At 47.0% G+C, this 25,677-nt stretch carries 17 protein-coding genes and 1 tRNA gene; 7 read left to right on the forward strand and 11 right to left on the reverse strand.

Features of this window, described 5'->3' with window-relative positions; all coding sequences use genetic code 11:
* Positions 1-23: 23 nt before the first annotated feature.
* From AC5JBY_RS16840 to AC5JBY_RS16860, 5 genes are all read right to left on the reverse strand, one after another.
* Complete coding sequence (locus AC5JBY_RS16840) at positions 24-437, reverse strand: lamin tail domain-containing protein (protein ID WP_495905790.1); 414 nt, start codon at positions 435-437, stop codon at positions 24-26.
* A 475-nt stretch (positions 438-912) separates the two neighbouring features.
* Positions 913-996 (reverse strand) — tRNA-Leu (locus AC5JBY_RS16845).
* 178 nt (positions 997-1,174) lie between these two features.
* The gene (locus AC5JBY_RS16850; RefSeq protein ID WP_495905791.1) at positions 1,175-1,942 is read right to left on the reverse strand and encodes a LytR/AlgR family response regulator transcription factor; all 768 of its coding nucleotides are present in this window, start codon (positions 1,940-1,942) and stop codon (positions 1,175-1,177) included.
* A gap of 33 nt (positions 1,943-1,975) precedes the next feature.
* Complete coding sequence (locus AC5JBY_RS16855) at positions 1,976-4,978, reverse strand: two-component regulator propeller domain-containing protein (protein WP_495905792.1); 3,003 nt, start codon at positions 4,976-4,978, stop codon at positions 1,976-1,978.
* 89 nt (positions 4,979-5,067) lie between these two features.
* Complete coding sequence (locus AC5JBY_RS16860) at positions 5,068-5,487, reverse strand: globin domain-containing protein (RefSeq protein WP_495905793.1); 420 nt, start codon at positions 5,485-5,487, stop codon at positions 5,068-5,070.
* A gap of 218 nt (positions 5,488-5,705) precedes the next feature.
* Between AC5JBY_RS16860 and AC5JBY_RS16865 the strand changes: the two genes are divergently transcribed.
* The gene (locus AC5JBY_RS16865; RefSeq protein WP_495905794.1) at positions 5,706-6,908 is read left to right on the forward strand and encodes an NAD(P)-dependent oxidoreductase; all 1,203 of its coding nucleotides are present in this window, start codon (positions 5,706-5,708) and stop codon (positions 6,906-6,908) included.
* 94 nt (positions 6,909-7,002) lie between these two features.
* On the opposite strand, the gene AC5JBY_RS16870 is transcribed toward AC5JBY_RS16865, so the two are convergent.
* From AC5JBY_RS16870 to AC5JBY_RS16890, 5 genes are all read right to left on the reverse strand, one after another.
* Positions 7,003-8,229, reverse strand: coding sequence for a hypothetical protein (locus AC5JBY_RS16870; RefSeq protein WP_495905795.1), 1,227 nt, complete (start codon positions 8,227-8,229; stop codon positions 7,003-7,005).
* A 4-nt stretch (positions 8,230-8,233) separates the two neighbouring features.
* Positions 8,234-10,471 carry a chymotrypsin family serine protease gene (locus AC5JBY_RS16875; protein ID WP_495905796.1) on the reverse strand — a complete coding sequence of 746 codons (2,238 nt, stop codon included), beginning with the start codon at positions 10,469-10,471 and terminating at the stop codon, positions 8,234-8,236.
* A gap of 117 nt (positions 10,472-10,588) precedes the next feature.
* Positions 10,589-11,353: a tRNA1(Val) (adenine(37)-N6)-methyltransferase gene (locus tag AC5JBY_RS16880; protein WP_495905797.1), complete on the reverse strand. Its 765-nt coding sequence runs from the start codon at positions 11,351-11,353 to the stop codon at positions 10,589-10,591.
* Positions 11,354-11,416: 63 nt separating this feature from the next.
* On the reverse strand, positions 11,417-12,442 hold the full coding sequence (tsaD, locus tag AC5JBY_RS16885; RefSeq protein ID WP_495905798.1) for a tRNA (adenosine(37)-N6)-threonylcarbamoyltransferase complex transferase subunit TsaD: 1,026 nt from the start codon (positions 12,440-12,442) through the stop codon (positions 11,417-11,419).
* Between the two features lie 86 nt (positions 12,443-12,528).
* Entirely contained in the window at positions 12,529-13,779 is a 1,251-nt protein-coding gene (locus AC5JBY_RS16890) for an ABC transporter permease (RefSeq protein ID WP_495905799.1), read from the reverse strand.
* A gap of 160 nt (positions 13,780-13,939) precedes the next feature.
* Here AC5JBY_RS16890 and AC5JBY_RS16895 point away from each other — a divergent pair, with 160 nt between their 5' ends.
* The 3 genes from AC5JBY_RS16895 to AC5JBY_RS16905 all read left to right on the forward strand — a co-directional run bounded on the left by AC5JBY_RS16895 (position 13,940) and on the right by AC5JBY_RS16905 (position 17,449).
* Positions 13,940-14,809: an aldose 1-epimerase family protein gene (locus tag AC5JBY_RS16895; RefSeq protein ID WP_495905800.1), complete on the forward strand. Its 870-nt coding sequence runs from the start codon at positions 13,940-13,942 to the stop codon at positions 14,807-14,809.
* Between the two features lie 510 nt (positions 14,810-15,319).
* A complete protein-coding gene (locus tag AC5JBY_RS16900) occupies positions 15,320-16,915 on the forward strand; it encodes a peptide chain release factor 3 (protein WP_495905801.1) in 1,596 nt (531 codons plus the stop codon).
* Positions 16,916-16,927: 12 nt separating this feature from the next.
* Positions 16,928-17,449 (forward strand): GNAT family N-acetyltransferase, encoded by a 522-nt coding sequence (locus tag AC5JBY_RS16905; RefSeq protein ID WP_495905802.1) that lies wholly within the window; start codon positions 16,928-16,930, stop codon positions 17,447-17,449.
* Between the two features lie 106 nt (positions 17,450-17,555).
* On the opposite strand, the gene purB is transcribed toward AC5JBY_RS16905, so the two are convergent.
* Complete coding sequence (purB, locus tag AC5JBY_RS16910) at positions 17,556-18,899, reverse strand: adenylosuccinate lyase (protein ID WP_495905803.1); 1,344 nt, start codon at positions 18,897-18,899, stop codon at positions 17,556-17,558.
* A gap of 53 nt (positions 18,900-18,952) precedes the next feature.
* Here purB and AC5JBY_RS16915 point away from each other — a divergent pair, with 53 nt between their 5' ends.
* Genes AC5JBY_RS16915 through AC5JBY_RS16925 form a run of 3 tightly spaced genes read left to right on the forward strand, consistent with a single transcriptional unit; the run spans position 18,953 to position 25,658 of the window.
* On the forward strand, positions 18,953-19,723 hold the full coding sequence (locus AC5JBY_RS16915; RefSeq protein WP_495905804.1) for a menaquinone biosynthetic enzyme MqnA/MqnD family protein: 771 nt from the start codon (positions 18,953-18,955) through the stop codon (positions 19,721-19,723).
* Positions 19,724-19,776: 53 nt separating this feature from the next.
* Complete coding sequence (locus AC5JBY_RS16920; protein ID WP_495905805.1) at positions 19,777-22,698, forward strand: sensor histidine kinase; 2,922 nt, start codon at positions 19,777-19,779, stop codon at positions 22,696-22,698.
* A 26-nt stretch (positions 22,699-22,724) separates the two neighbouring features.
* Complete coding sequence (locus AC5JBY_RS16925; RefSeq protein WP_495905806.1) at positions 22,725-25,658, forward strand: sensor histidine kinase; 2,934 nt, start codon at positions 22,725-22,727, stop codon at positions 25,656-25,658.
* Positions 25,659-25,677 lie beyond the last annotated feature (19 nt).

Here is a 25,677-nt window from a genome sequence, read left to right on the forward strand (position 1 = left end):
GGCCTTAATTCAACCTGGTTTATCTATTTCTTTGGCGTGAAAGTAAAAGTTTGCTTTTTCTTCGGAGGCTGGTTACCTGTTGTTTTTTTAACTACAGTAGCAACCTTTAGAAGTTCAGCGCTTTCAGTGTTTGCATCATTCCAAATGGCAGCATCAGAACCCCAATAGAAATAATGCACGACACCGGTACCGTCGGAGAACGTTCCTATACGATTTTTTCCTTTCCCCGTGTAAAGAACAACGTATTCATCTTTCTTAACTACTTGCGAGGGAAAACGATAAAAGTGCCTGAAAATGTCAGAGACTTTGCCTTCTTCATCAAATGTCCTATCGACAATAGCAAAATTGAAAAGATTTACGTTTTCTTTTGCCTGTAATAGAATATATTCTTCTGTGGATGTACCACTATTTTTGAGATTAACTATTTCCAAACTCATGAGTATAAATTTTCTATAATACTTAATTTAATTATCCTGGCACTGGCTCATCGCCTCTCGTTACAGCTTGGTTCTTTCCGGGGTATAACAGAAAATGAGTTGGAAAAGATTTGTTTCGTATTATTTGATGACTATCTTCGTCCTACCTATTTAAACACTTCCTATCCATAAGGGTGAACAGTCCTCGAAGAATGTACAACCCGGTACATTAATTTCTTCTTATAATATTAAGTTCATAATAGTATTTAGGTTTTTGAATCATATCTAACTAATTACAACGAATGAATTAATAGTATAACCATCCTTAAATAATCCTTTCTCTTAAAATTTGTAATAGACTACGAAACGAGTATGGCCTTCGGGAGAACTAATGCTACTTTATTCTGGCATAGACAGAGGAACTTGGTGCCTTAGAGTACTTGCGTTCAATAATATAACAAAAAGCCCCCGAAGCAACTTCGGGGGCTTTTTCTTGTGCCCAGAACAGGAATCGAACCTGCACTACCTTTCGATAACAAGATTTTGAGTCTAGCGCGTCTACCAGTTCCGCCATCTGGGCCAATAATCTTGGGGGTGCAATATTACAACTTTGCACCTTTCCCTCCAAAAATGTAGCCTATCTATTTTCTAAAAGGCCTGAAAATCAGGGAAATCCTGCTGGATATAAGCACGCTGACACAAGGGCCAGATCCTTCCTCGTTGCCTCAATGCCTTGCTGCCTCGTTGACTTTTCCTCCTCACCGGTCAAACCACTTCTTGAAAACAGGGGCTTTCTCCCGGCTGATGTCGATTTCCATCTTGAGGGGGGCTTTGAGGTGGAGCGTCAGCTTCTGGTTCTCGTGGGGCTTTACGCTCTGGATGGCGTCGATGTGCACAATACACTGCCGGTTGGCCCGGTAAAACAGCCGTGGGTCCACCAGCTCTTCGATCTCCTCCAGGGTAGAGTAGTCGAGGATGTATTTGTCGCCGGTGAAGGTAAAGAGGTAGTTGAGGTTGTCGCGCATAAAACAGGCAATATCTTTGGCGGGTACGGGTATCCAGTTGTTGCGCACGCTCACGATGAACTTCTCCTTATACAGCGGGCTCTGGTTGTTGCCGCGCAGCGCCTTCAGCAGCTCATCCATACTGCCGGGCTGACCGCCCTGCGTTTTCAGCATGTTGCGGCATTTATCGATGGCGGCTTTCAGTTCCTCTTCATCCACCGGCTTCAGCAGGTAGCCCACACCATTTACCCGGAATGCCCGGATCGCATATTCGTCATAAGCCGTGGTAAAGATCACCGGACAGTTGAGGTTGAACTGTTCAAACAGCTCAAAGCTCACCCCGTCACTGAGCTGGATGTCCATAAACAGCAGGTCGGGCTCCGCGTTCTGCATAAACCATTTGCGGGCAGTCTTCAGGCTGGGGATGATCGATAGCACCTTCACGTCTTCGGCCACTGTAGCTATCTTCTGTTCCAGTTCTGTGGCTATTATACTTTCGTCTTCTATGATTACGGCTGTCATGTTGCCTTGTTTTTATGGGTTTAAGTATGCCGCTTACAACAGCGGGATGGTCACCTGGAAGAAAGCATTCTCCGAATTCACGTCCACCGGCCGGTCACTGAGGTAGCGGTACAGCGACTGCAGGTTGGCCAGCCCTTTCTTGTTGCTGGTCTCCACGTAGTTCTTCTTCTGCAGGTTGTTGCGCACGATCAGCATGTCCTGCACAGTATAGATGTCGATCACCAGCGGACTCTCTTCATCGATGATATTGTGCTTGATGGCATTCTCGATCATGTTCTGCAACGTCACCGGCACGATCTTGCGTTGCAACGTATCCGGCGCCACGTTGATGTTTATCTCCAACCCTTTGGTAAAGCGCGTTTGCTGCAGGCGGATATACGAGTGGGCAAACTTGATCTCTTCTTCCAGCGTCACGGTTTCATGGTCACTGCTTTTGAGGATGTACCGGTATGTTTTACTGAGGCTGTCCAGGAAGCTACCGGCTACTGCACTGTTGGTACGGATGAGGCCACCGAGTGAAGTGAGTGAATTGAATAAAAAGTGCGGGTTCAGCTGCTGCTTCAAGTTTTCGTACAGCACCTGTGCTTTCTCCTTCTCCAGCCGCTGCGCTTTGTTTTCCAGCCGCATCCATTTCTCGCGCTGCGCTGTCTTATAGCGGTACAGCAACCACAACACAACAATCAACAGCAAGGCCACCGTTACCAGGAAGCTGCGGGTTTTATAAAAAACAGTGGCCACATGGATCGACAATGTCTTTTCTTCCTTGTTCCAGTCGCCGGGATCGGAAGAAGCTTTGTACCGGAACACATAATCACCACCGGGTACGTTGGTATAATTAGCGATCCGGTTGCGCGTGTAGGTCCAGTCTTTATCGAAACCATCCAGCTTATAGGCATACCAGGTTTCTGCCGGGTTGGAATAATTGAAGGAGGTTAGTTCTATATTAAAGAAATTCTGCGATGGCGTCAGCTGCATGGTATCGCCACAGTTGAGCCCCGAAAGGGTAGTGCCGGCATCATCCCTGATCACAAACGAAGAGATGATGATATCGCCCGAATGATCTTTCTCTTCATATTTCAAAGGATCGAAAGCCACACACCCATCATAAGTAGGATACACAAAACGGCCATCTTTCAGCCGGAAAGAAACCTGATCACTGAACTGCATATCGGGCAGGCCATCCTGTGTGCCAAACTTCTTGAACACCTTCCTGTTCTTATCCAGCATCAGCAATCCTTTCACGGAGGAGAACCACAACCTGTCCGCATCATCCACCTGCAAGCCCGATATCTGTAAGGAGCCCATCGTCTGCAGGTCTTTATAAGAAGTAAATGCATTGGTGCGGTGATCATAAGACGCCATGCCATGATAGCTGCTCACCCAAATAACTCCCTTTCTATCTTCTGCTATGGAGGTAATGATATTACCGATGGGATCATCTTTTTGACCGGCCTGTTCCCACCAGGTTACTTGCTGCGTGGATTCATTGTACCGCAGTAATCCACGTCCATTGAATCCTATCCATAAATTGCCCTGGCTGTCTTTTAGCAACACGCGCGTATTGTAGCGCGCATAGGGATGCAACACCGGGTGCTGGCGCAAAGTAGAAAACCGTTTGTCGCCTTTCTTTTTATAACACAATCCCCAGCTGCTGCCTGCCCAGATGGTTTCGTCGGTATCCTGCAGTAAGGTCCAGCCAAAACCACGCGGGAGTGAATCTTTTTCATCGAGGAATTCTATACGCCCCGATTTGGAATTATACAGGTTGAACCCGGCAGCCGTTCCTATCCAGATATTATTATCCTTGTCGCACAGCAACGAACGGATGGAGTTGGAATGCAAAATATTGATACCAGCCAGTTCATTGCGGGCAAAGCGCACCGAGGCGCCATTGTTGGCAGCTTGCTTCACCAGACCAATACCGGTGCCCATCCACAGATTACCTGCTTTATCTTCTGCAATGGCCCTGGCCCATGCATGTGGGCGTAAATATTTAACAGGGTCGGGAAGCAGGATACTGAAGAGATTATAATCAGGCTGGAAATAAGCAGCACCCGCGCCTTCGGTACCCAGCCACATGAAGCCCTGCTTATCCATGTAGATCCGGTTGATATGATCTTCCTGCAGGCTGTTGGGCAAACGGAAATCGTTCGACAAAGTAAAAAAAGAATTGTCCTGCGTATTGATGGATATGATCCCTTTTCCATTGGTAGCCGCCCAAAGCCGGTTGCGCGGGTCCACATACAGGTCCAGGAAAAAATCATACGTGGTGCCCAGTTTGCTGAACCGGTGCGTAGTGATCTCTTCAAAAGAAGTATTGCTATTCCTGCCTTTGAACAAAATAGCGCCCTTATCATAAGCAGAGGCCCAAAGCGTGCCGCTGCTATCGATGACGACGCGCGTTACGGGTATTTTAGCGCCCGGTCTCACGGGCAATATCCGCGATTGTTTGGTATGAAGATCGTAAACGCCGATACCTTCAGCAGTGGCGATGTACGCCACTGATCGATGAACCCATCCTTCAAATACCGGGTTGCCTGGCCAGGCTTCTGTAGCTGTGGGTCCGGCATAGCTTACCTGCAACCCGCGTGTATCGAAGAGGGCAATACCTTTCGTGGTAAACAGGCAAATAGTGTCTTTACCGGCTTGCCTGATCTCGTTCACCGACACATTACTCACAGCTGGTATCAGCTCAAACCGGCAGTTGGCATAATCATACCGGTACAATCCTTTGGCATAGCCAAACCACAGGTTGCCATCATCATCGCAAAACATGGTCCGTACAAAATCAGGAGGAACCGAAAAGCTGTCTTTGGGATTATGGATGTAGCTGGTCACCCGGTGGCCATCGTAGCGGTTGAGGCCGCTTTGCGTGCCCAGCCAGATATAGCCAACCTTATCTCGTGTAATAGAATTTACTACTGCATCGCTGAGGCCGTCTTTCAGCGTCACCCTGCGGAAGTTGTAGGAAGCAGGTTGCGCCAAACACATCACACTTTGCACAACAAGAAGGATTACCAATAAGACCAGTCTCATGATGGCTTCAAATTAAACATTACGGCGGGCGCGCCCAATTATTTTAAAGGAAGCGGGGCAAAATACCCATGAACCGTTTAAAAGAACCATTAAGGCGTTTGAGCTGCCTCCTGCATAATAGTGGCTATTTTGGCGTAGCAGGTTTGCCAGGCCAGCTTCGTCTGGCTGTTCCAGTCGGCGCCAAGCCCTTGCTGCAACGTCCACAGTAAGGCAATACCTACCGGGCCATACAGTTCGCGTCGCACACCATAAGTCGCATGTCTTTTGCCCATGGCTTGTAGCTCGGCCGTCATGCTATCCAACTGATCGAGCCGCCCCACGATCCTGTTGAGCATGTTGATCAGCTTGGCATATTGTTCATCCATTTCGGCGGGAAACAGTTTACGCAGTGGTGGATTATCGTAAAACAATTTGCCATAGAACACATCACACACCAGCCTGGGCTCCATATCACGGAAAATGGCCCAGGTCTTTTTAATCACCATCACCTGTTCACGGGTTAGCTCCATAAGCGTACTGAAGATTGCTATGGCGCTAAAGATGCGGTAAAGCAAGTAACCAAAAAGGAAGAAAGTAACCGAAGCGGGGTAAAAATCAATTGAACCGTTCAGGGCGGTAAGAGCAACTACTTACAGCAGCTCTTTTTAGGCAGTAAGATCTTGCGCACGATATTCCATACTTTTTGCCACATAGCATTACATTTGTAGATCACGGCAAAGATACGAATATGATCAGAATAGGATTGATCCGGGAAGGAAAAACACCTTCAGACAACCGCGTAGCGCTTACACCGGCCCAATGTAAATGGATCCATAAGAACTCGCAGGAGGTGCAGATCGTAGTGCAGTCGTCGCCAACCCGCTGTTTTTCTGATAAGGAATACCAGCTGGCCGGCGTCACGGTACAGGAGGAAGTGAATGATTGCGACATCCTCTTTGGCATCAAAGAAGTGCCGGTCGACAAACTCATTGCCGGCAAAACCTACCTGTTCTTTTCCCACACCCGCAAAAAGCAGCCTTATAACCAAAAGCTATTCCACACGATGATCGGGCGGCAGATCACGCTCATCGACTATGAGTGTCTGGAACACGAAGATGGCCAGCGCATCATCGGCTTTGGTTTCTTTGCCGGTGTAGTGGGCGCCCACAATGGCATGATGGCCTGGGGCAAACGCTCCGGCGCTTATGACCTGGTACGGGTATTTGAACAAAAAAGTTTTCATGAGCTTATCCATACTTATTTTGGGTTACGCATTCCGGCTATCAAGATCGCCGTTACCGGGAGTGGGAGAGTGGCACATGGTATCCTCGAGATCATGAACCTGATGGGTGTGCATGAAGTAGAGCCGGACGAGTACCTGCAAAAGCAATTCACCTATCCGGTATATACGCAGCTCAAAGGCGCCGACCTGTATCAGCATCGCTCCAGCGGTGCTTACAACCGCAATCACTTTCATGAGCAACCAGAAGAATATATTGGGAAGTTCCTGCCATACGCCCATCAAACCGATGTGTTGATGAATGGTATTTATTGGGACAAGACCATTCCCCGTCTGTTTGAAACAGCCGATATACAGGATGCCGCCTTTCGCATCAAGACCATTGCCGATATTACGGATGATGCGTATGGCTCTGTACCCATCAACCTCGGCGACCAAACCATCGACAATCCTGTTTATGGTGTAGACCGCATCACAGTACAAAAGACCGCTCCCTATATTCCCGGCAGCATCGATGTAATGGCCGTAGGCAACCTGCCCAATGAACTGCCGCGTGATGCCAGCCGTTATTTTGGCGAGCAATTGATCAAGTACATTCTTGAAGACTTATTAAAGGATCAATCATCTGATGTGATACGACGTGCCACCATGCTCGATAAAGGAAAGCTCACGAAACACTTTGACTACCTGGCTGAGTATGCAGGGGTATGAAGCAGTGAGTAAATATCAGCAATACAAAACAGCCTTGCAGGTCATTGCCGACTGCAAGGCTGTTTTGCATCACAGATATATTGTATTTTCACTGTTAAAACAGGGATGGGCGTTTTTTATGTGTCGTAATTTTCCTTCCTGAACTTGCAGCTCTTGTCGTTGAAGCAGCAGTAGCAAAAGTATTGGTCAGGGCCAGGTCTTTACGGAAGCCCACAGTAATAATGTCTTTATTGGTAAATCCCGGATAAGATTTCGAAGACAATAACCCTCTCCATTCAACAAAGAGGTAGCTGTTTCTTGTATTTTCATTTTTGGACTTAACAAAGAATTGCCCCGAAATAGTCAGATATTTTATATCTGTACTGCTTTTTGAAAATACCTGCTGGTAAAACTCTTTCGATTGTGAAGTAGTATTATGAAAACCGTATGTAAACTGTGTGCCTATAATAAAATCTTCTTTATACTTTAAGGATACACCTGTACGGAAATTATGTTGCCAGATATTAACAGCCGAATCTTTGAGGTCCGGTATGATCTTTAACCCGAATCCGAACGGCATCCAGGTAAATTCAACATTCTCGTTACCCCATGACAGATAATTGTTCAATGAGAGGCCCGCACGCCCGCCCAGCATCAATGCAGGAATAAAGGAAACAGAATCTTTTGTATCTATCTGGGCACCAAGGTAAGGATTGATGTCCAGGCGCCAGGCAAAAAGCCCGCGTTTCTGTTCATCTCCAGCTTCATCTTTTACCAGTTTACCAAATCGTTTTGTTGCCAGATCAATGATGCTTCCCAGGTTAACCGACGGAGTAAAATTGGAAAGGAATTTATTATTGCCAACAAAATTAGCCGTTGTCAAAGCAGATAAATAGCTGGTAAGATCGTCTTCTTCTTTCGGTGGAGTATCTCCTCCTCCGTCGGGTTGTACAGCTCCTGCTGCAGTTAATTGATTATCGAATTGAATAAAACCGTTCAGGCTATCTTTATACAGCAAATTAAATTCATTTTTCGCTGGTCCGATTTCCCTGCCTAAACTGTATACAAGTGTGCTATCTGTAGCATTGAATTTAGGGGCAATCGCAGCACCTGTTTCCTTGTATACTATTTTTATGTCTACGATATCACTTTCCTTAACACCATGAATCGTAAACAAGGCTTTGTCGACAGTAGCATCAGTCACTGGTTTATCATTGAATACACGACCCGAGAACTCATTAGATCCTTTTAGTTGAGATATGTGTATAGAGTATCCATTATCCTGACAATACATGAATACAGGGAAAAATAGGCAACAGAGTAGCATGATTTTTTTTTGCATATAATTATGGTTTTAACTTTACCTGAAACTTGGTTAATATGGGAGCGATAGGAATGATGTAAGTGTCGGAAGGCGATCTGGCTACTACAATACCTACTACATTGGAATCTTCATCAAAAACAACCGCTCCGGAATCGCCCCCCTCCGCCAATGGAGACGTAGCAATTAAACCACTCAACGTGATTTTTCCGATACTATATTCTATATCGGTACTCGTATAGGGCGATTTTATATGAGCTCTCGTAAGCTTTGAAGTTCTTCCGGACATAAAGACCCGGACTCGGGCGTCAACATGTTGCATACCTATTTCCAGGGTGCCGGCGGGACCCTGGTCTGTGCGGCAAATCCGTCGATGAACATCAAGATCATTATTGATCTCAGCGATCGCGCAATCCATAAACTCATTCAAACTTCCTTCTACTACTACACCTATTTTATCATTGGCTGTTCCGTTGTCTTTGAGTCCTGGCGAAATAATGGTACTGTCGCCTCCTGCAGGAGTTGCAGGATCAAATACAAACTTGCGCTTTAATAATTCAGAAGAACACAATACATGATAACAGCTAAGCACGTAAGATTTACCGTTTTTGAACACCTTTAGCCCAATAGTGCCAGTGTCGTTATTCTTAAGGCGCGATACGGAACAGCCAGGTCTCTTGGGATTATTGATGTCGCAGGCTTCATTGGGGTTAGCAGTGAAAGCGGATTCAATACGACCACCGGTACGCTGTACATCGGTAGGCAGCTTATGAGGCCGGCCCTTTGAATCTGTAAAAGGAATAAAAGCAGGAACCGGTATAAAAGCAGCTTCGCCATGCTCCAGCTTTTCTACCGGTTTAAATACAAGCGCATTGATATTTGTTTCCACGCCATTCACCTTTTTCTTGCCCACACAAATGTCCAGTACATGGAATTTGGCTTTCCATTCGCTGGCGTGTGCTTTTATCGCTTCAATCAAGACTTCTCCACTGACAATCTCATCCTGTTGTGACTTATCAGCATCCTTTTGATTCAGGTTACTGTTTATCCCGTCGGCCGTTTGTTGAAGCTGATCTCCGGACTGTTGCAGGGCCTTTGCAGCTTCCTGCAGCTTCTGTTGTGCTGCTTCCTGCTGAGCTGTCGTTGCCGCTTTGGCAGCCGCCAACGCCTGTTTGGCTTCTTCAAGTTCTTTTTCTTTGCCGAGGTGGTATATCCGGAAACTGAGCAGCTGGGCAGGCAAAGAGAAGATAGCCTTGAGAATATTGATAGGGATGGATACAAAACCATTTGCTTCGCTGGGCTTATCGATAAAATTTTCTACTACCAACCCATTTACAAAACGGGGTGCATGCACCTTTTTTACAAAAGCGGTACGTGTAACAGGTACATTGATGAGCGTATCCACATCCGGCAACAATAGCTCATACATCTGTGGAAACAGGTTATTGAACTGTTTGTCATTTACCTGTACCTGTAATTTTACTTTACGAAGTGGACGGGTGAGAATGCCCTTTGTTTCTCCACTATGGTGTTTTGTTTCTCTTTTGGGGAGACTTATTGTGAAAGAAGCATTGACCGTAACAGGCTTGCGCTGAGTACCATCAATACTAATGATCCAGGGTCTGGTGATCGTTGTATTAGTTGTATTGGTCCCGTTTTTTGAAACTAATTCATCAGCAGTAATGATGAAGGTGTTGGTAAACTCTACTGTTTGTACCTTAACCGGCCCTACTGGTTGCGGTCCCGAATCCTGCAACATCATCTTCTTCGCACCTGGCGCCAATATATTTGCCGGTGCGCTGCTAAGTGATGCAATAATATCAGGCAGTGTATCTGTTGTAGTAGATGTCACAGTTTCCAATAACCCCGTTGCATTGGTGTTGATACGCAATTCGTCGTTGGCAAACAGCGATGGCCTGTACTGGAGGCGGTATAGTTTTGTAGTATCGGGCCCTATCACCACTTTATTCTCCAGCTGCAATGACAGTAAGGTACCTGATTGTATTTCTCCCGACGAATCGGTAGCCACCGACACTTTAGCAGTAGCGATGATCTGAATATCGGCCGTGGGCAAATAATATATCTGATCTGCTTCAACCGGGGACGTATTGTCATCAACAGCCGATGAGACCAGCACATCTCCCGATAAGCTTATAGATGCAATAATATAAATGACCAGTACGACAATAAAAACGATAATAATAACCGTAAGCCAGACTCGCAGATCGGTAATAGCAGAAATAAAATCCAATAAATTGACCATAGCAGGATTTTTCACAAACCTAACCTGCTAATAAAAAGTAATGATGGGTGTTTTAACGGTTTATAATACAGTTGTAACCTCGCGAAAACACCTAAGCAAGCAATAAGAGATAGGAAGTTACAAATAGAGATAGTATCCTTTCAGCAGTTCTACAAAATCATCCGTGTAGCCACCTTCCTCTTTTTGAATGGTCAGTTCATTGGCAGATACAAAGTTTTCTTTGTGACGGCTGTATTGTAAGATGGAGCGGAAGAAGTCGTGACGCGGTGTTTGTTTTACGTGCAGGCTCTCTACGAGGTGAAAGCCCTGGCGGGTAGCCAGTTCATGAAAGTAGTTCCAGCGATGATAGGGGAGCAGTACACCAAAGCTGCCCTGACCATCGAGGTTATCATCGATGGCTTGTACCAACTCTTCTAATTTTAGCATCTTGCTGTGCTTCGCCACCTGTTCTGCATCTGCATCGGAGGGTAGGTCATTCTCAAAGAAAGGCGGATTGCTGATGATGAAGTTATACTTCCGCGGGAAGGAATAAGTGCGAGCATCACCGGGAAATACGCGCAGCCGTTCTTTCCAGCCGTTTTGCCCAACGTTTTCTTTGAGTTGCTTAAAAGCGGCCAGGTCTATCTCGATGCCGTGGATCTCTGCTTCAGATTGCTGAGCCAGCATCATCATCAATAAGCCTGTTCCACTACCGATGTCGAGGATGTTGTAATAGTCGGGAATCTTGGCGGCAAACCAGGCGCCCAGAATGCAGGCATCTGTGCACACTTTCATGGCACATTGATCCTGGTGAATGGTAAATTGTTTAAACTGGAAGTAGCTATTGGCCATAGTCAGCAGGGCATTATGGGTCGCAATCGAGGCATAAAGATAAATTCCCATGTAATGTCAGCCATAAGTAATTATACCTGAATGCGACCATGGGTTGGGCAGTGAAACCCGCAATTACTTCCATTCGGCCCGGGCTGTGGGCTCCACACGCAGGTCGCTGAAGTCACCCGCCTGGTACTTAAAATAAGCCGTCATGGCAATCATGGCAGCATTGTCGGTACAGTATTGGAAGGCAGGAATGAAGGTATTCCACTTGAACTGCTGGCCCCATTCTACCAGCGTGGTGCGCAGGCCACTGTTGGCTGATACGCCACCGGCAATGCAGATATCTTTTACCCCCGTTTGTATAGCTGCCTTTTTGAGTTTGTTCATCAGGATGGTGATGATGCGGTACTGGATGGAAGCGCAGATGTCCGGCAGGTTCTTTTCTACAAACTGCGGGTCGGCAGCCGTGTTCTCCTGCAGGAAGTAGAGGATGGCCGTCTTAAGTCCGCTGAAGCTGAAGTTGAGCTCTGGTATTTTTGGTTCGGGAAAAGCAAAGCGTTTGGGATTACCTTCCCGGGCATATTTGTCGATGAGTGGACCGCCGGGATAGGGGAGGCCGAGTATCTTGGCTGATTTATCAAAAGCCTCGCCGGCGGCATCGTCCATCGTTTCCCCAATGACCGTCATTTTCAGGGGCGACTCGCACAGTACGATCTGTGTGTGCCCGCCGCTTACGGTGAGGCAAAGAAAAGGGAAGGAAGGCTTGGGATCAGGCTGGCCATTGGTAACGGAAGGAATGAGGTTGGCCAGTACGTGAGCCTGCATATGGTGCACCGCAATGAGCGGGATGTCGAGGGCGAGAGAAAGGGACTTGGCAAACTGAGCGCCTACCAGCAACGCACCGATCAGACCGGGCGCCTGGGTAAAGGCGATGGCGCTGAGTTCCTCTTTGCTGCAACCCGCATCGCGCAGGGCTTTGTCTACCACCGGCACAATGTTCTGCATATGGGCCCGGGAGGCCAGCTCCGGCACCACACCGCCGTATTGTTCATGTACCTTCTGGCCGGCAATTACATTGGATAAAATAACACCGTCCCGGCAAACGGACGCCGATGTTTCATCGCAGGAGGACTCTATAGCAAGGATTGTTGTCAAGTTGATAAGTTAATAAGTTGACAGGTTGATAAGGGGCGCAAAGATACGCCACCCTTTTCAACTTCTTAACCTGTAAACTTTTCAACTTATTTACTCCTGATCGCTTCTACCGGGTTCATTTTGGCGGCAATAGAGGCGGGGATGATACCGGCCAATACTCCTACAACAATACAGATGGTAACGGCCAGCAACAGAATGCTGGGTGCTATGAAGATCGTAAAGCCCAAAGCGGAAGAGATGAGCGTGAGGATGAATACAGCTGATAAACCCAATAATCCCCCCATGATACACAGGAAAGCGCTTTCGAGCAGGAATTCGGTGAGTATGGTAGAGCTTTTAGCGCCGATGGCTTTTTTCAGACCTATTTGCGGAGTACGTTCACGAACGGTCACGAACATGATGTTGGCCACGCCAAACATGCCCACTATCAGCGAAAGAGCAGCAATGGCCCATCCGCCAACGTTGACACTTCCAAAAACATCACTCACGGCACTGCTGAACGCGTCGATATCATTTAATGAAAAGTCATTTTCCTGGGTAGGTCTTAATTTGCGGATGGAGCGCATGGCGCCAGCCAGCTCATCCTTCAACTGTGCCATAGGTACTGTTTCTTTTCCCTGCACCATGATGACAGGGTTACTGTACTTCTCGCGTACCATCTGCCGCATATAGGCTACAGAAAGGATAATACAGTTGTCATAGTCCCATGCATCGATGATGCTTTTTCCCTTCTTTTTGATCAGGCCCACCACCAATGCTCTCTTTCCTTCCTTCAGCTTTACCAGTTGACCTACTGCTTTTTCGGCATTGCCAAAAAGGTTCAGGGCAATTTCATAGCCCATAACGATAGCGTTCGAAGCATTATCGAAATCAGCCTGCTGCAGGTAACGTCCAACACCAACCTCTATCGGCTGTATATTGGAAAACTCTTCCGATACTCCATAATATTGAACTCCGGAAAGGCTATTGTCACCGAACTCTACCGAATTGGAAGTATTAATGTTGAAAGCTACATTGGAAGCAGCCGGCACCTTTTTCTTCAGCGCCATCATCTCGTCATAAGCCGGGTCGGGGCGTTTTACATATTTCCACCAGGGGTAATCATTGCCGCCATCGGCATACTCCCATTTGTCTATATATACAGTATTGGAACCAAGTGATTTGATGTCTTTTTGTATGGCATACTCCAGGCTGTTTACTGCCGCCAGCACGCTGATAATACAAAAAATGCCGAATGCCACGCCACTCAGGGAGAGCAATGTGCGGACCTTGTGAGATCTGAACTCCTGCCAGGTAAGGTTGAGGCTACTGCCCAGTATTTCAAAAATGCGACGCATGTATCAAATTTAAGCTTTCCTGTTCAACAGTAATGGTTTATTATTTAATTGGTTGCAGCAGTGATTAAAATGTTACAGGTTTCAGGTTGCAAGTTGCAGGGCAGGCATGTAAACGCGCTTATTCGTATCTTGCGTTTGCAACATCAGAATCAAATATCACATGTTTACAATTGAAAGTGCCCTCGTAAAAGCGACCATCAATCCCAAAGGAGCCGAACTCACCAGCCTCGTACATAAAGAATATGGATTGGATTATATGTGGAGCGGCGACCCGGCTTTTTGGGGCAAACATTCGCCCGTGCTATTTCCTATTGTGGGCACTTTGAAGAGCAACGCATTTATCTATAAAGACCAGTCCTACGCACTGCCACGCCACGGCTTTGCCCGCGACCAGCAATTTGCTGTAGAGAGCCAGTCTGCCGATACCATTACTTTCCTCGCCAGGAGCAATGAAGCGTCATTGAAAGTGTTTCCCTTTGCCTTCGAGTTCCGCATCCGCTATACCGTGCTCGATAATAATTTGGCGGTGACCTACGAGGTGACGAACACCAGTAAAGAAGACCTGTATTTTTCAGTAGGCGGCCATCCGGCTTTTAAAGTACCACTCGCAGCAGGTACCAGCTATGAAGATTATTACCTGCAATTTGATAAGGTAGAAGATGCTCCACGCTGGATGATCTCGCCCGACGGGCTGATTGAAACAACTTCCCAGCCATTGTTGCAGCATACCGATCGCCTGCCGCTCACCAAAGCGTTGTTCCAGAAAGATGCGCTCGTATTCAAATCGCTCAAATCTTCCCGCATCTCCATAAAGTCTGATAAAACCGAACGGGGGCTGACGATGGACTTCCCTGGCTTTCCTTTCTTTGGGATATGGGCTGCTAAAAATGCCGACTTTGTATGCCTCGAACCCTGGTGCGGTATTGCCGATGGGGTAGGCAGCAATCAGCAGCTTGCCGATAAGGAAGGCATCAACAAACTCGTCGCCAAAGAGGTCTTCACCCGCACGTGGACAATTAATTTGTTGTAGGCTACGAAAGCTTATTTGCCGGCTTTTTCGTATCTTTTGGTAGACTGATCAGCCTGCCAGGGTATTGAATGGACGAGGCAATCAGCAGCTATTATTCCATGTTTGGGAATTTACATCATATTATCTCCATTTTCAGCAAAACCGCCATGGGAGCGGATTTGCCAGCTCGCACAAACATATTTCCGCGTCCAGTCTGCATTTGAGCCCTGTTGTCTTACTATTCTCTTACTATTGCCTTACTATTGGCTTACTATTGCCTTGCTTTTACTATGGAGTATCTATGGGAGAGCTATGGGGGAGCTCCGGGAGAGCTATAGGAAGACTATGAGCGGGATATGGTGATGATGTGGAAAGACTGTGAGACAGGCCGGGGCGAAGTTGCTTATATCTCCTTCCGATTCAGTACCTTTGCAACGCTTTTTCTGGCTACAAGGTACAGAAAACAAGCAATTAAACAAGAAAATAAATAATTGATTATTAATGAATAATCAATTCAATCTAAAATATTGAATGAAATACACCAACGAGATCCAGAAGCGCAGAACGTTTGCCATTATCTCTCACCCCGATGCCGGTAAAACCACCCTTACCGAAAAGTTCCTCTTATTCGGTGGTGCCATCCAAACGGCCGGTGCGGTAAAGAGTAACAAGATCAAGAAGCACGCAACGAGCGACTTTATGGAGATCGAGCGCCAAAGGGGTATCTCGGTGGCCACCTCGGTAATGAGTTTTGAATATAAGGGCATCCTGATCAACCTGTTGGATACCCCCGGCCACAAGGACTTTGCGGAAGATACCTACCGCACCCTTACCGCGGTGGATAGCGTTATCCTGGTAGTGGACAGCGTGAACGGGGTAGAGGAGCAGACCCGCCGCCTGATGGAAGTGTGCCGTATGCGCGATACCCCGGTGATTGTATTCATCAACAAAATGGACCGGGACGGTAAGAACCGCTTCGACCTGCTGGAAGAGATTGAGAAAGAGCTGAAAATACACCTGCACCCCATGACCTGGCCTATCAACAGTGGTAAGGACTTCAAGGGGGTGTACAACCTACACGATAAGAGCCTGCTGTTGTTTACCGCCAATACCAAGGCTACGGACGACGATTCCATCCGTATTTCGGACCTGGCCGACCCCGTACTGGACGAGCGCCTGGGCGAAAAAGACGCCGCCCTGCTGCGCGAAGATGTGGAGTTGGTGGATGGCGTGCATGGCGAACTCGACGTGCCAGATTACATGGCGGGCCAGGTAGCTCCCGTGTTCTTTGGCAGCGCCATCAACAACTTCGGTGTAAAGGAAATGCTGGACACCTTCATCCGCGTGGCGCCCATCCCGCGCTGCCGCGCTACCTCTATCCGGGAGGTATGCCCTGATGAGGACAAATTCTCTGGCTTCATCTTTAAGATCCACGCCAACCTCGACCCCAAGCACCGCGACCGGATCGCCTTCCTGCGGGTGTGTTCGGGCAAATTTGAGCGTAATAAATACTTCCACCACGTACGGCTCGACAAGGATGTGCGCTTCAGCAATCCTTACACTTTCATGGCCCGCGATAAGGACGTGATCGAGGCGGCTTACCCCGGCGATGTGGTGGGCTTGTTCGATACCGGCAACTTCAAGATCGGGGATACGCTCACCGAAGGCGAGAACTTCTATTATACCGGCATACCCTCCTTTTCACCTGAAATATTTAAAGAGGTAGTCAATAAAGACCCCATGAAAACCAAGCAATTGGAAAAAGGTCTTTTGCAGCTTACCGATGAAGGTGTGGCACAGCTCTTTACCCAGTTTGGTGGTAATAAGAAGATCATTGGTTGTGTGGGAGAACTGCAATTTGAGGTAATTCAATACCGCCTGTTGCAGGAATATGGCGCTTCCTGTGAATTCAGGGCACAGCCTTATTACAAGGCTTGCTGGATCACGAGCACCGACCCCAAGAAGCTGGACGATTTCACCCGCTTCAAGAGCAACAACATCGCTACCGACAAGGATGGCCACCTGGTGTACCTGGCGCAAAGCGAATGGTTCCTGAACACGGAAAGGCAGAACAACCCCGATATCGAATTTCACTTTACAAGCGAGATACATAAAGAAGCGGTGTAGTATCTTCACCGCATGGTAGAGACTTCGCGTCTTTTGATATCTCCGCTTACCAGGGAACAACTACAGCTGTACCTCCAGGCCGACGACCTGTTTGAAAAGTCGGTAGGGCTTGCCTGTAATGGCCGCACGGTGGTGCCGGCTGTACAGAACATGGTCAGCAACTTTACCATTCCGCAAATGGCGAATGCGGCTGAAGACAATTACCTCTTCTATACTTTTTGGATTGTGGTGGAAAGATCGAGCCGGCTCATAGTAGCCGAACTGGGTTTTAAAGGGGAGCCTACGGACAACCGGGAAATAGAAATAGGTTATGGCACCATGCCGGCGCACCAGGGCAAAGGCTTCATGACCGAAGCCGTCAATGGGATGTTGCTGTGGGCAAAGCACCGGCCTGACGTCGCCTGTATATTAGCAGAGACCGACGAAACCAATGCCGCCTCCATCCGCGTGCTGCGCAAAAACAACTTTGAACAATACAACCGGAAGGGTCATATGCTGTGGTGGAAGTACAAGTTTAATAATAAGGCTGTTTGATAATAGCCTGTGCCCTGCTTCGATAGCAGATTTCTCACTGCGCCGCAACTACCTGTACTTTACAGTCCCGAATGGCTCCGTTCGAAATGACAACACACGGACGTAATTATTCCGGATTTACGCCTACATAGTTGTGGGGCGTGATCTTCTTCAACTCCTTTTTCAGTGTGGCGGATATCTTCAGGCCGTCGATGAACTGGTGCATCGTTTGTTTATTGATGCCATTTTTACCACGGGTTAACTCTTTCAGCGCCTCATAAGGCTGCGGATAGTTTTCCCGGCGTAAAACGGTTTGGATAGCTTCTGCTACTACAGCCCAGTTATTATCGAGGTCATTGTAGATGCGTTCATCATTCAGCACCAGCTTGCCCAATCCTTTTTCAATGGATTTGATGGCGAGTATGATGTGGGCGAAAGGAACGCCGATGTTGCGCAATACGGTAGAATCGGTGAGGTCGCGCTGCAGACGGCTCACGGGCAGCTTGGCTGCGAGGTGCTCCAGCAGGGCATTGGCGATACCGAGGTTGCCTTCTGCATTTTCAAAGTCGATGGGATTTACTTTATGCGGCATGGCCGATGAGCCGATCTCTCCCTTCTTGGTCTGTTGTTTGAAGTAGTCGAGGGAAATATAGGTCCAGATATCGCGGCAGAAGTCGAGCAGGATGGTATTGATGCGCTTCATGCCGTCGAAATGGGCGGCGAGGAAATCGTAATGTTCTATCTGGGTAGTGAACTGCTGACGTTGCAGGCCCAATACGCCTTCCACGAAATCATTGCCCAGCTTCACCCAGTCTTTATTAGGGTAAGCCACCTGGTGGGCATTGAAGTTGCCCGTGGCGCCACCAAACTTAGCAGTGAAGGGTACATAGATCAATTGCTCTACCTGGTTTTCGAGGCGCTCTACAAATACCCTGATCTCCTTGCCGAGGCGGGTAGGGCTGGCTGGTTGTCCGTGGGTACGCGCCAGCATCGGTATATCTTTCCAATCTTCAGAAAGTATTTCCAACTGACGGTTCAGGTTCAGCAGGGAAGGGAGGTATTCAAACTCCACCGCATGCTTCCAGGAAAGCGGGATGGCGGTATTGTTGATATCCTGGGAAGTAAGGCCAAAATGTACCCACTCGGTCACTTTCTCCGCATTGGCGGCTTTCAGCCTTTCTTTTATGAAATATTCCACGGCTTTTACGTCGTGGTTGGTAATTTTTTCCGTTTCCTTGATCTTTTGCGCGTCTTCGATGTTAAAGTTATCGACAATCTCACGCAGTACTTTGCGTACGGGCGCAGTGAGGGAGAAGAACTTTTTGTCGGCCAGGAACTGGAAATATTCTACTTCTACCAGTACCCGGTATTTCATGAGGGCGAATTCAGAAAAATATTCATCCAGGTGCTGCACCTGGTTACGGTAACGTCCGTCGATAGGAGAGATAGCTGTCAATGCGTGTAAGTCCATGAACAATTGTTATATCAATATTCTATTATCTTTGCGCCGTAAAATTAAATGAATTGGAGAAGATTAAGGTTGGAATCGTGAATTATCTGAATACCAGGCCCTTGATTTATGGTATTGAGCAGTCGCCCGTGGTGAATGACATCGAGTTGACAGGCGACTATCCCGCCAATGTAGCGCGCATGCTGCTGGAAGGAAAGATCGACATGGGCCTGGTGCCGGTAGCCGTGATCCCCCGCCTTAAGGAATACCATATCAATACGGATTATTGCATCGGTTGCGATGGCCCCGTGGCTTCGGTATGCCTGTTCAGTGAAGTGCCGGTAGAAGCTATTGAAACCGTGCTGCTCGATTACCAAAGCCGCACTTCCGTAGCCCTGGCTAAAATACTGCTGCGCGATCACTGGAAGATACAACCCCGCCTCGTAGATACCCGGTCCGATTTCCGGGGTGATATCAAAGGCACTACAGCGGGCGTGGTCATTGGCGACCGGGCACTGGAGCAAAGGAAAAAGTCTACTTATATATATGACCTCGGCGAAGCGTGGAAACAAATGACCGGACTTCCTTTTGTGTTTGCCGCCTGGGTAAGCAATAAACAACTGCCGGCAGATTTTATCACCGCCTTCAACGAAGCCAACCAGGCAGGCGTCAACCACATTCCAAGTGTGGTGGCCACTACGCCGTATCCCACCTTCGACCTGCATGCTTACTATACCCGCTACATAGACTATCAGTTGGACCAACCTAAGCGCAAAGCACTCGAACTCTTCCTGTCAAAGCTGACCGAACCCAGCCTGGAAATGGTAACGCCCGGGCATAAATAAGCATCTCCTTTTATAAATAAACACTTACTTTTCAGTAAAATTAGTGGGTGATTATGCGCTACGCGCTGTTCCGGCTTACCTGGCTATTACTACTTCCCTTATTCTATACTGCTGTTCATGGGCAGGAATATAGTTATGCCCACTATGATGTGAAAGATGGACTGGCTGGCTCGGTGGTTTACTGTGGCGCAGAAGATAAAGATGGCTTTTTATGGTTTGGCACGGAATCGGGCTTGAGTCGCTTTGACGGGACACGCTTTCGCAACTTTACTACGGCTGATGGGCTGCCGGATAATGAGATATTGCGCCTTTTTGTAGACTCCAAAGGGAGAGTATGGATCATGCCTTTTCGAAACTCCATTTGTTATTACTGGAAAGGAAAGATCTACAACCAGCAGAATGATTCAGTACTACGTAAAATACAAACTACAACCCAGATCATTGACATTGTAGAAGACAGCTTGGGCAATATCCTAGTGTCAGGGGCTTATAACTGCCAACTGATTACTACAGATCAACAAGTAAAGACCATTATACGCAGCACTACAACTAACTTGTCAATTGCAAAAGCAGGCGTTCGTCACGATGGCCGTTTGGGATTGATGGTAAATGTAAAGCCTGACATGGCCTCTATATGGACGCTGCAATCTGACACGTATAAAGTGGAAGAACAACATACTTCCTTCCAGCCACATGCTTTTCACATTGCCCGGATATCTCCTGTAGTTGAAACGTTCGCAAAAAGTGACAGCATTTATTTCATCCGGCCTGGAGCAAAAGAGCCAGGGACCTATCCCTTACCCGGTGTCACCAACCTGTCGTTGCTGAATGACAGCCTTTGTGCAATGGGATCGATTAAGGGAGCCACCATTTTTGACTTTAAGCACAACAAGGTGATCAGAACCTGCCTGCCCGATAAACAAGTCAACAGTGTATTTCTGGACAGTGAAGGGAATTATTGGTTCACAACGGCAGAGTCGGGCATTTATCGTATAGGCTCATTTGAATTTCAGGGCTTTACTTTCAGCCTGAATAACAAGGATCCATTAGGCGTATTCAGCATCCTGAAATGGCAAAATCAACTGTATGTAGGTACTGCAAAAGGTATTCTTTGGCGCATGGATACCAGCTTGCAGCAGGTAAAAGCTCAATACATAGCAGGTAAAGCAAATTATGCAAGGATACTTTCCCTATTGCCTGTAACCAACAAAAGATTAGCTATTGGCAGCGATAATGGATTATCTACGCTATCTGGCGGATATATACGATTTGGCACACTCGATAATACAGTCAAATCAATCGTACACTTCTATGATCAGCGGCTGCTGGTAGCCGCAGGTAACGGGGTATACCTGGTAAACGATTCACTGAATTTTAATAATCCATTATATCATGGCCGCTCAACCAGCTGTCTGCTATGGAATGGAAAAATTTACGTAGGTACATTATCTGGCCTGCATGTGGTAGACAATTATGGTCGGGATAGCTATCTGGGAGAGCAAATACCATTGTTGCAAAGTCGAATTGTGGCAATTGCGGCCTCCTCAAACAATATTTTGTGGATAGCTACCAACGGAAATGGACTGTTGGGGCTCAGGAATGACACGATCGCCTATACGATCAGCCAGGCGGATGGATTGACCAGTGACATTTGCCGCTCGCTGTATATTACCGGCAATACATTGTGGTTAGGTACCGACAAAGGGCTCAACCGGGTGGAGCTTACACCTGAAGGGCGCAAGATTACCACCTATACCGAGGAAAACGGGTTGATGAGCAACACCGTGAATAGCATTTTTGTCGACGGCTCACAAGTCTATGCAGGTACCCCTATAGGGCTGACCAGTTTTCATACTGATAAAATATCGCTTAATTCTTATTGCAAGCTACGTATGACTGGAATTCAGGTAGCCGGAAGGACATTGACTACCGACACGACAGGATTTTTACTGCCGCCTGCAGCCAACAGCATCCGTTTTGATTATGTAGCCATCTCGTATCGTTCCGCGGGTGATATTAGCTACCGCTACCGCCTGATTGGTCTTAATAACAACTGGCAAACTACCCGTGAAACGTTTCTCAGTTATCCGTCTCTTCCTTCCGGTGATTATGAGCTGCAATTGATCGCTACCAATAAGTTTGGGGTAGAAAGCGACATGATCCGCATTCCTTTCACGGTGGGAAAACGCTTGTGGGAAAAGACCTGGTTCCGTCTGCTGGCACTGTTGATCATCGGAGCTTTGATATGGATTTTTGTAAGCGTCCGCATCAGGAAAATACGCAGGCAAAACAATGAAAAGATGCAGATCAATGACCGCATGGCCGAACTGGAGCAGATGGCACTTAAAGCGCAAATGAACCCGCATTTTATCTTCAACAGTCTCAACTCCGTTCAGCAATACGTAATTGATAAAGACCTGCGCGGGGCCAACAAGTTCATTACCGAGTTCTCGCGGCTTATCCGGTTAACCCTCGACATATCATCGAGAACAAAGATCAGTATCTATGAGGAGGTCAGCTATCTCAGCACTTATCTGGAACTGGAAAAAACAAAGTTCGAAGACAAGTTCTCTTATAATGTAGTAGTGGAAGGAGAGATGGATTCATCTGAATGGTTTATACCACCCATGATCCTGCAACCTTACGTGGAAAACAGTATACGCCACGGTGTCCGGTATCGCCATGACAAGCTGGGGCATATCCGGGTATCGTTCTCGCTGAACGAACAGTACCTGATTTGCCAGGTAGAGGACAATGGCGTAGGACGTAAAAAAGCAGCGGAGTATAAGAGTGAAATTGCTATCGAATATCAGTCGAAGGGCATGACACTGACTGCCAAACGGATCGAGATGTTGAATAAAAACCAATCGGATCCTGTAGTGATCGATATTGAAGACATGGAAAATAATCATGCCGCTACCGGAACGAGGGTAGTGGTACGGTTTCCGGTACAGGATGCCAGTACCGAAAGTTAAAACTTTATTGTAAACGATCGTTGTTGATGAAATTAAGAAAGTTACTGACTGTATTTTTCCTGCTGGCGTGCCTGATCAATACCTCCGGTCAGGAGTACAGTTATGCCCGCTACGATGTGAAAGATGGACTGGCTGGCTCAGTAGTGTATCATGGAGTAGAGGACAAAGATGGCTTCCTATGGTTTGCAACGGAGACAGGCGTCAGCCGGTTTGACGGCACTCACTTTAAAAACTTCACCAAACAAGATGGGCTCCCGGATAATGAGATCCTAAAGCTTTTCGTGGATTCAAAGGGTCGTGTATGGATGATGCCCTTCCGTAATACTATTTGTTATTATTGGAAGGGTAAGATATACAACCAGGAAAATGATTCCCTTCTTAAAAAGATGGCCATTGTTGATCGCATTATTGATATTATGGAAGACAGACAGGGCAATCTTATATTTGCGAGCCCGGCTTCTTTCTTCCTGCTCAATACCTTTCAGGAAATAAAAACGACTTCCGCTATTAATGGTTTACCGTATGTTTTCGGGGCTACAGGCTTAACCAATGCCGGGCATATTATGGCTTATTTGGTCCTCTATACTGAAGGTATTTTTTTTATGGTGTTCGACAAGCAGGGTAAAGTATTAAGTAAAGAATCGCTTCCAGGATCAACTTTGAACGCAATGTCACGGCAAAGCAGTTACCTCTCCGATCGCGTACGAATACACAAGGCATTTGATAGTTTGGTATTTGAAACCAATGCCGGACAAACAAAGCGTTCACTTAAAATACCACCTGCTTTTAATAATCTTTCGGTATCGGGAGATACACTTTGTAGTATCAATACGGGTAACGGATCGATATTTTATGACATCAGGTCCGGCAAGATCATCCGGCAGGCACTGTCGGGTACTATTGTAAACTCAACCTTCCAGGATAGCGAAGGAAATTGGTGGTTCCTTACTGCAGGCGCTGGCATTTACCGCATTGGATCGTTCGAATTCAGCAATTATACCTTTTCTGAGAATAATAAAAATCCCCGGTCGGTATTTAGTATTTATAAATCAGATTCCCTGCTGTATGTAGGAAGCGAGAAAACCCTGTTGTTTACTATTGATCTCAGTCAGCAGGCGGTACGTCACCGATACCTGTTTACAATACCCATGAATGCACGGGTCTTATCTTTTGTTCCAGCTCAGCATGGCCGCCTTTTTATGGGTACAGACCTTGGTATTGCAGAACTGAACAGTTCTATAGTACGAACAGAAACGACTATATCTATCAAATCCCTGAAAAAGGATGGAGATAGCCTGCTTGTCGCTGCAGAACACGGCCTTATACTATTTGCCAAAGACGGCTCTTATACATCCCTGTATAATAAAGGAGGCGTCCGTACTACCTGTGCCTATGTGCAAAATAAGCTGTATTACATTGGAACGCTTAATGGAGTATATGTCATGGATAGCCGTCGGCAGGTTTCGTGGCTTGGCGACAAGCATACAATACTACAGGGTAGGATCACCGATATTGAAGAAGGACCGGATAGCACACTATGGATAACCACTCACGGTGAAGGGATCGTAGGATACAAAAATGGCAAGGTCACCCATTCCATTCGCCAACAGGATGGCCTCACCAGTGACATATGCCGTAATGTATTCATTGCCGGCAACGATGTATGGGTAGGGACCGACCGGGGACTGAACAGAGTCAGGCTCAGGGAAAAGGAAAAACAATACCAGATCATTACTTTTACCAGTACCGATGGTCTATTGGCAGACATTATCAACGCTATTTATATAGAAAACTCACAAGTATATGTTGGCACTCCGGCAGGGCTCACCAGCTTCGACGCCAATAAAATATCACTTAATTCCTCATGCAAGCTACGCCTTACAGGTATACAGGCAGCAAACACAAGCTGGGCTCATGATACTACCGGCTTCATCCTACCGCCTGCCGACAACGCGATTCGCTTTGACTATGTGGGCATTTCTTATCGCTCAGCTGGCGATATTACCTACCGGTACCGGCTGGTGGGCCTCAACGACAACTGGCAAATTACCCGGGAAACTTTCCTCAGCTATCCGGCTCTACCTTCCGGCGATTATGAACTACAATTGATAGCTACCAATAAGTTTGGAATGGAAAGCGAAATGATCCGTATCCCTTTCCTGGTAAAAAAACAATTATGGGAAAAGACGTGGTTCAGGATATTAATACTACTGATAGCCGGATCACTGATATGGATTTTTGTGAATACCCGCATCAGGAAAATACGTAGACAGAACGATGAGAAAATACAGATCAATGACCGTATGGCCGAATTGGAGCAGATGGCACTTAAAGCGCAAATGAACCCGCACTTCATTTTTAACAGCCTCAACTCCGTTCAGCAATACGTAATTGATAAAGACCTGCGCGGAGCCAACAAATTTATCACCGAGTTCTCCCGGCTTATCAGGTTGACGCTCGACATATCATCGAGGGCAAAGATCAGTATTTATGAAGAGATCAGTTATCTGTCCACCTATCTCGAATTGGAAAAAACAAAGTTCGAGGATAAGTTTTCCTACAGTGTAGTAGTGGAGGGAGACATGGATCCTTCGGAATGGTTTATACCACCGATGATCCTGCAACCTTATGTAGAAAACAGCATCAGGCATGGAGTACGGTACCGCCACGACAAATTGGGGCATATCCGTGTATCGTTCTCGCTGAATGAACAGTATCTCATTTGCCAGGTGGAGGACAATGGCGTTGGACGGAAAAAGGCTGCGCAGTACAAGAGTGAGATCGCGATCGAATATCAGTCGAAGGGCATGACACTGACCGCTAAAAGGATCGAGATGTTGAATAAAAACCAATCGGCACCTGTCTTGATCGATATTGAAGACCTTGAAAATAATCATGGCGCTGCCGGAACGAGGGTAGTGGTACGGTTTCCGGTACAGGATGCTGCCAATGAAATCTGACAACCATACATACAACTGT

The organism is Paraflavitalea sp. (genome assembly GCF_059502485.1).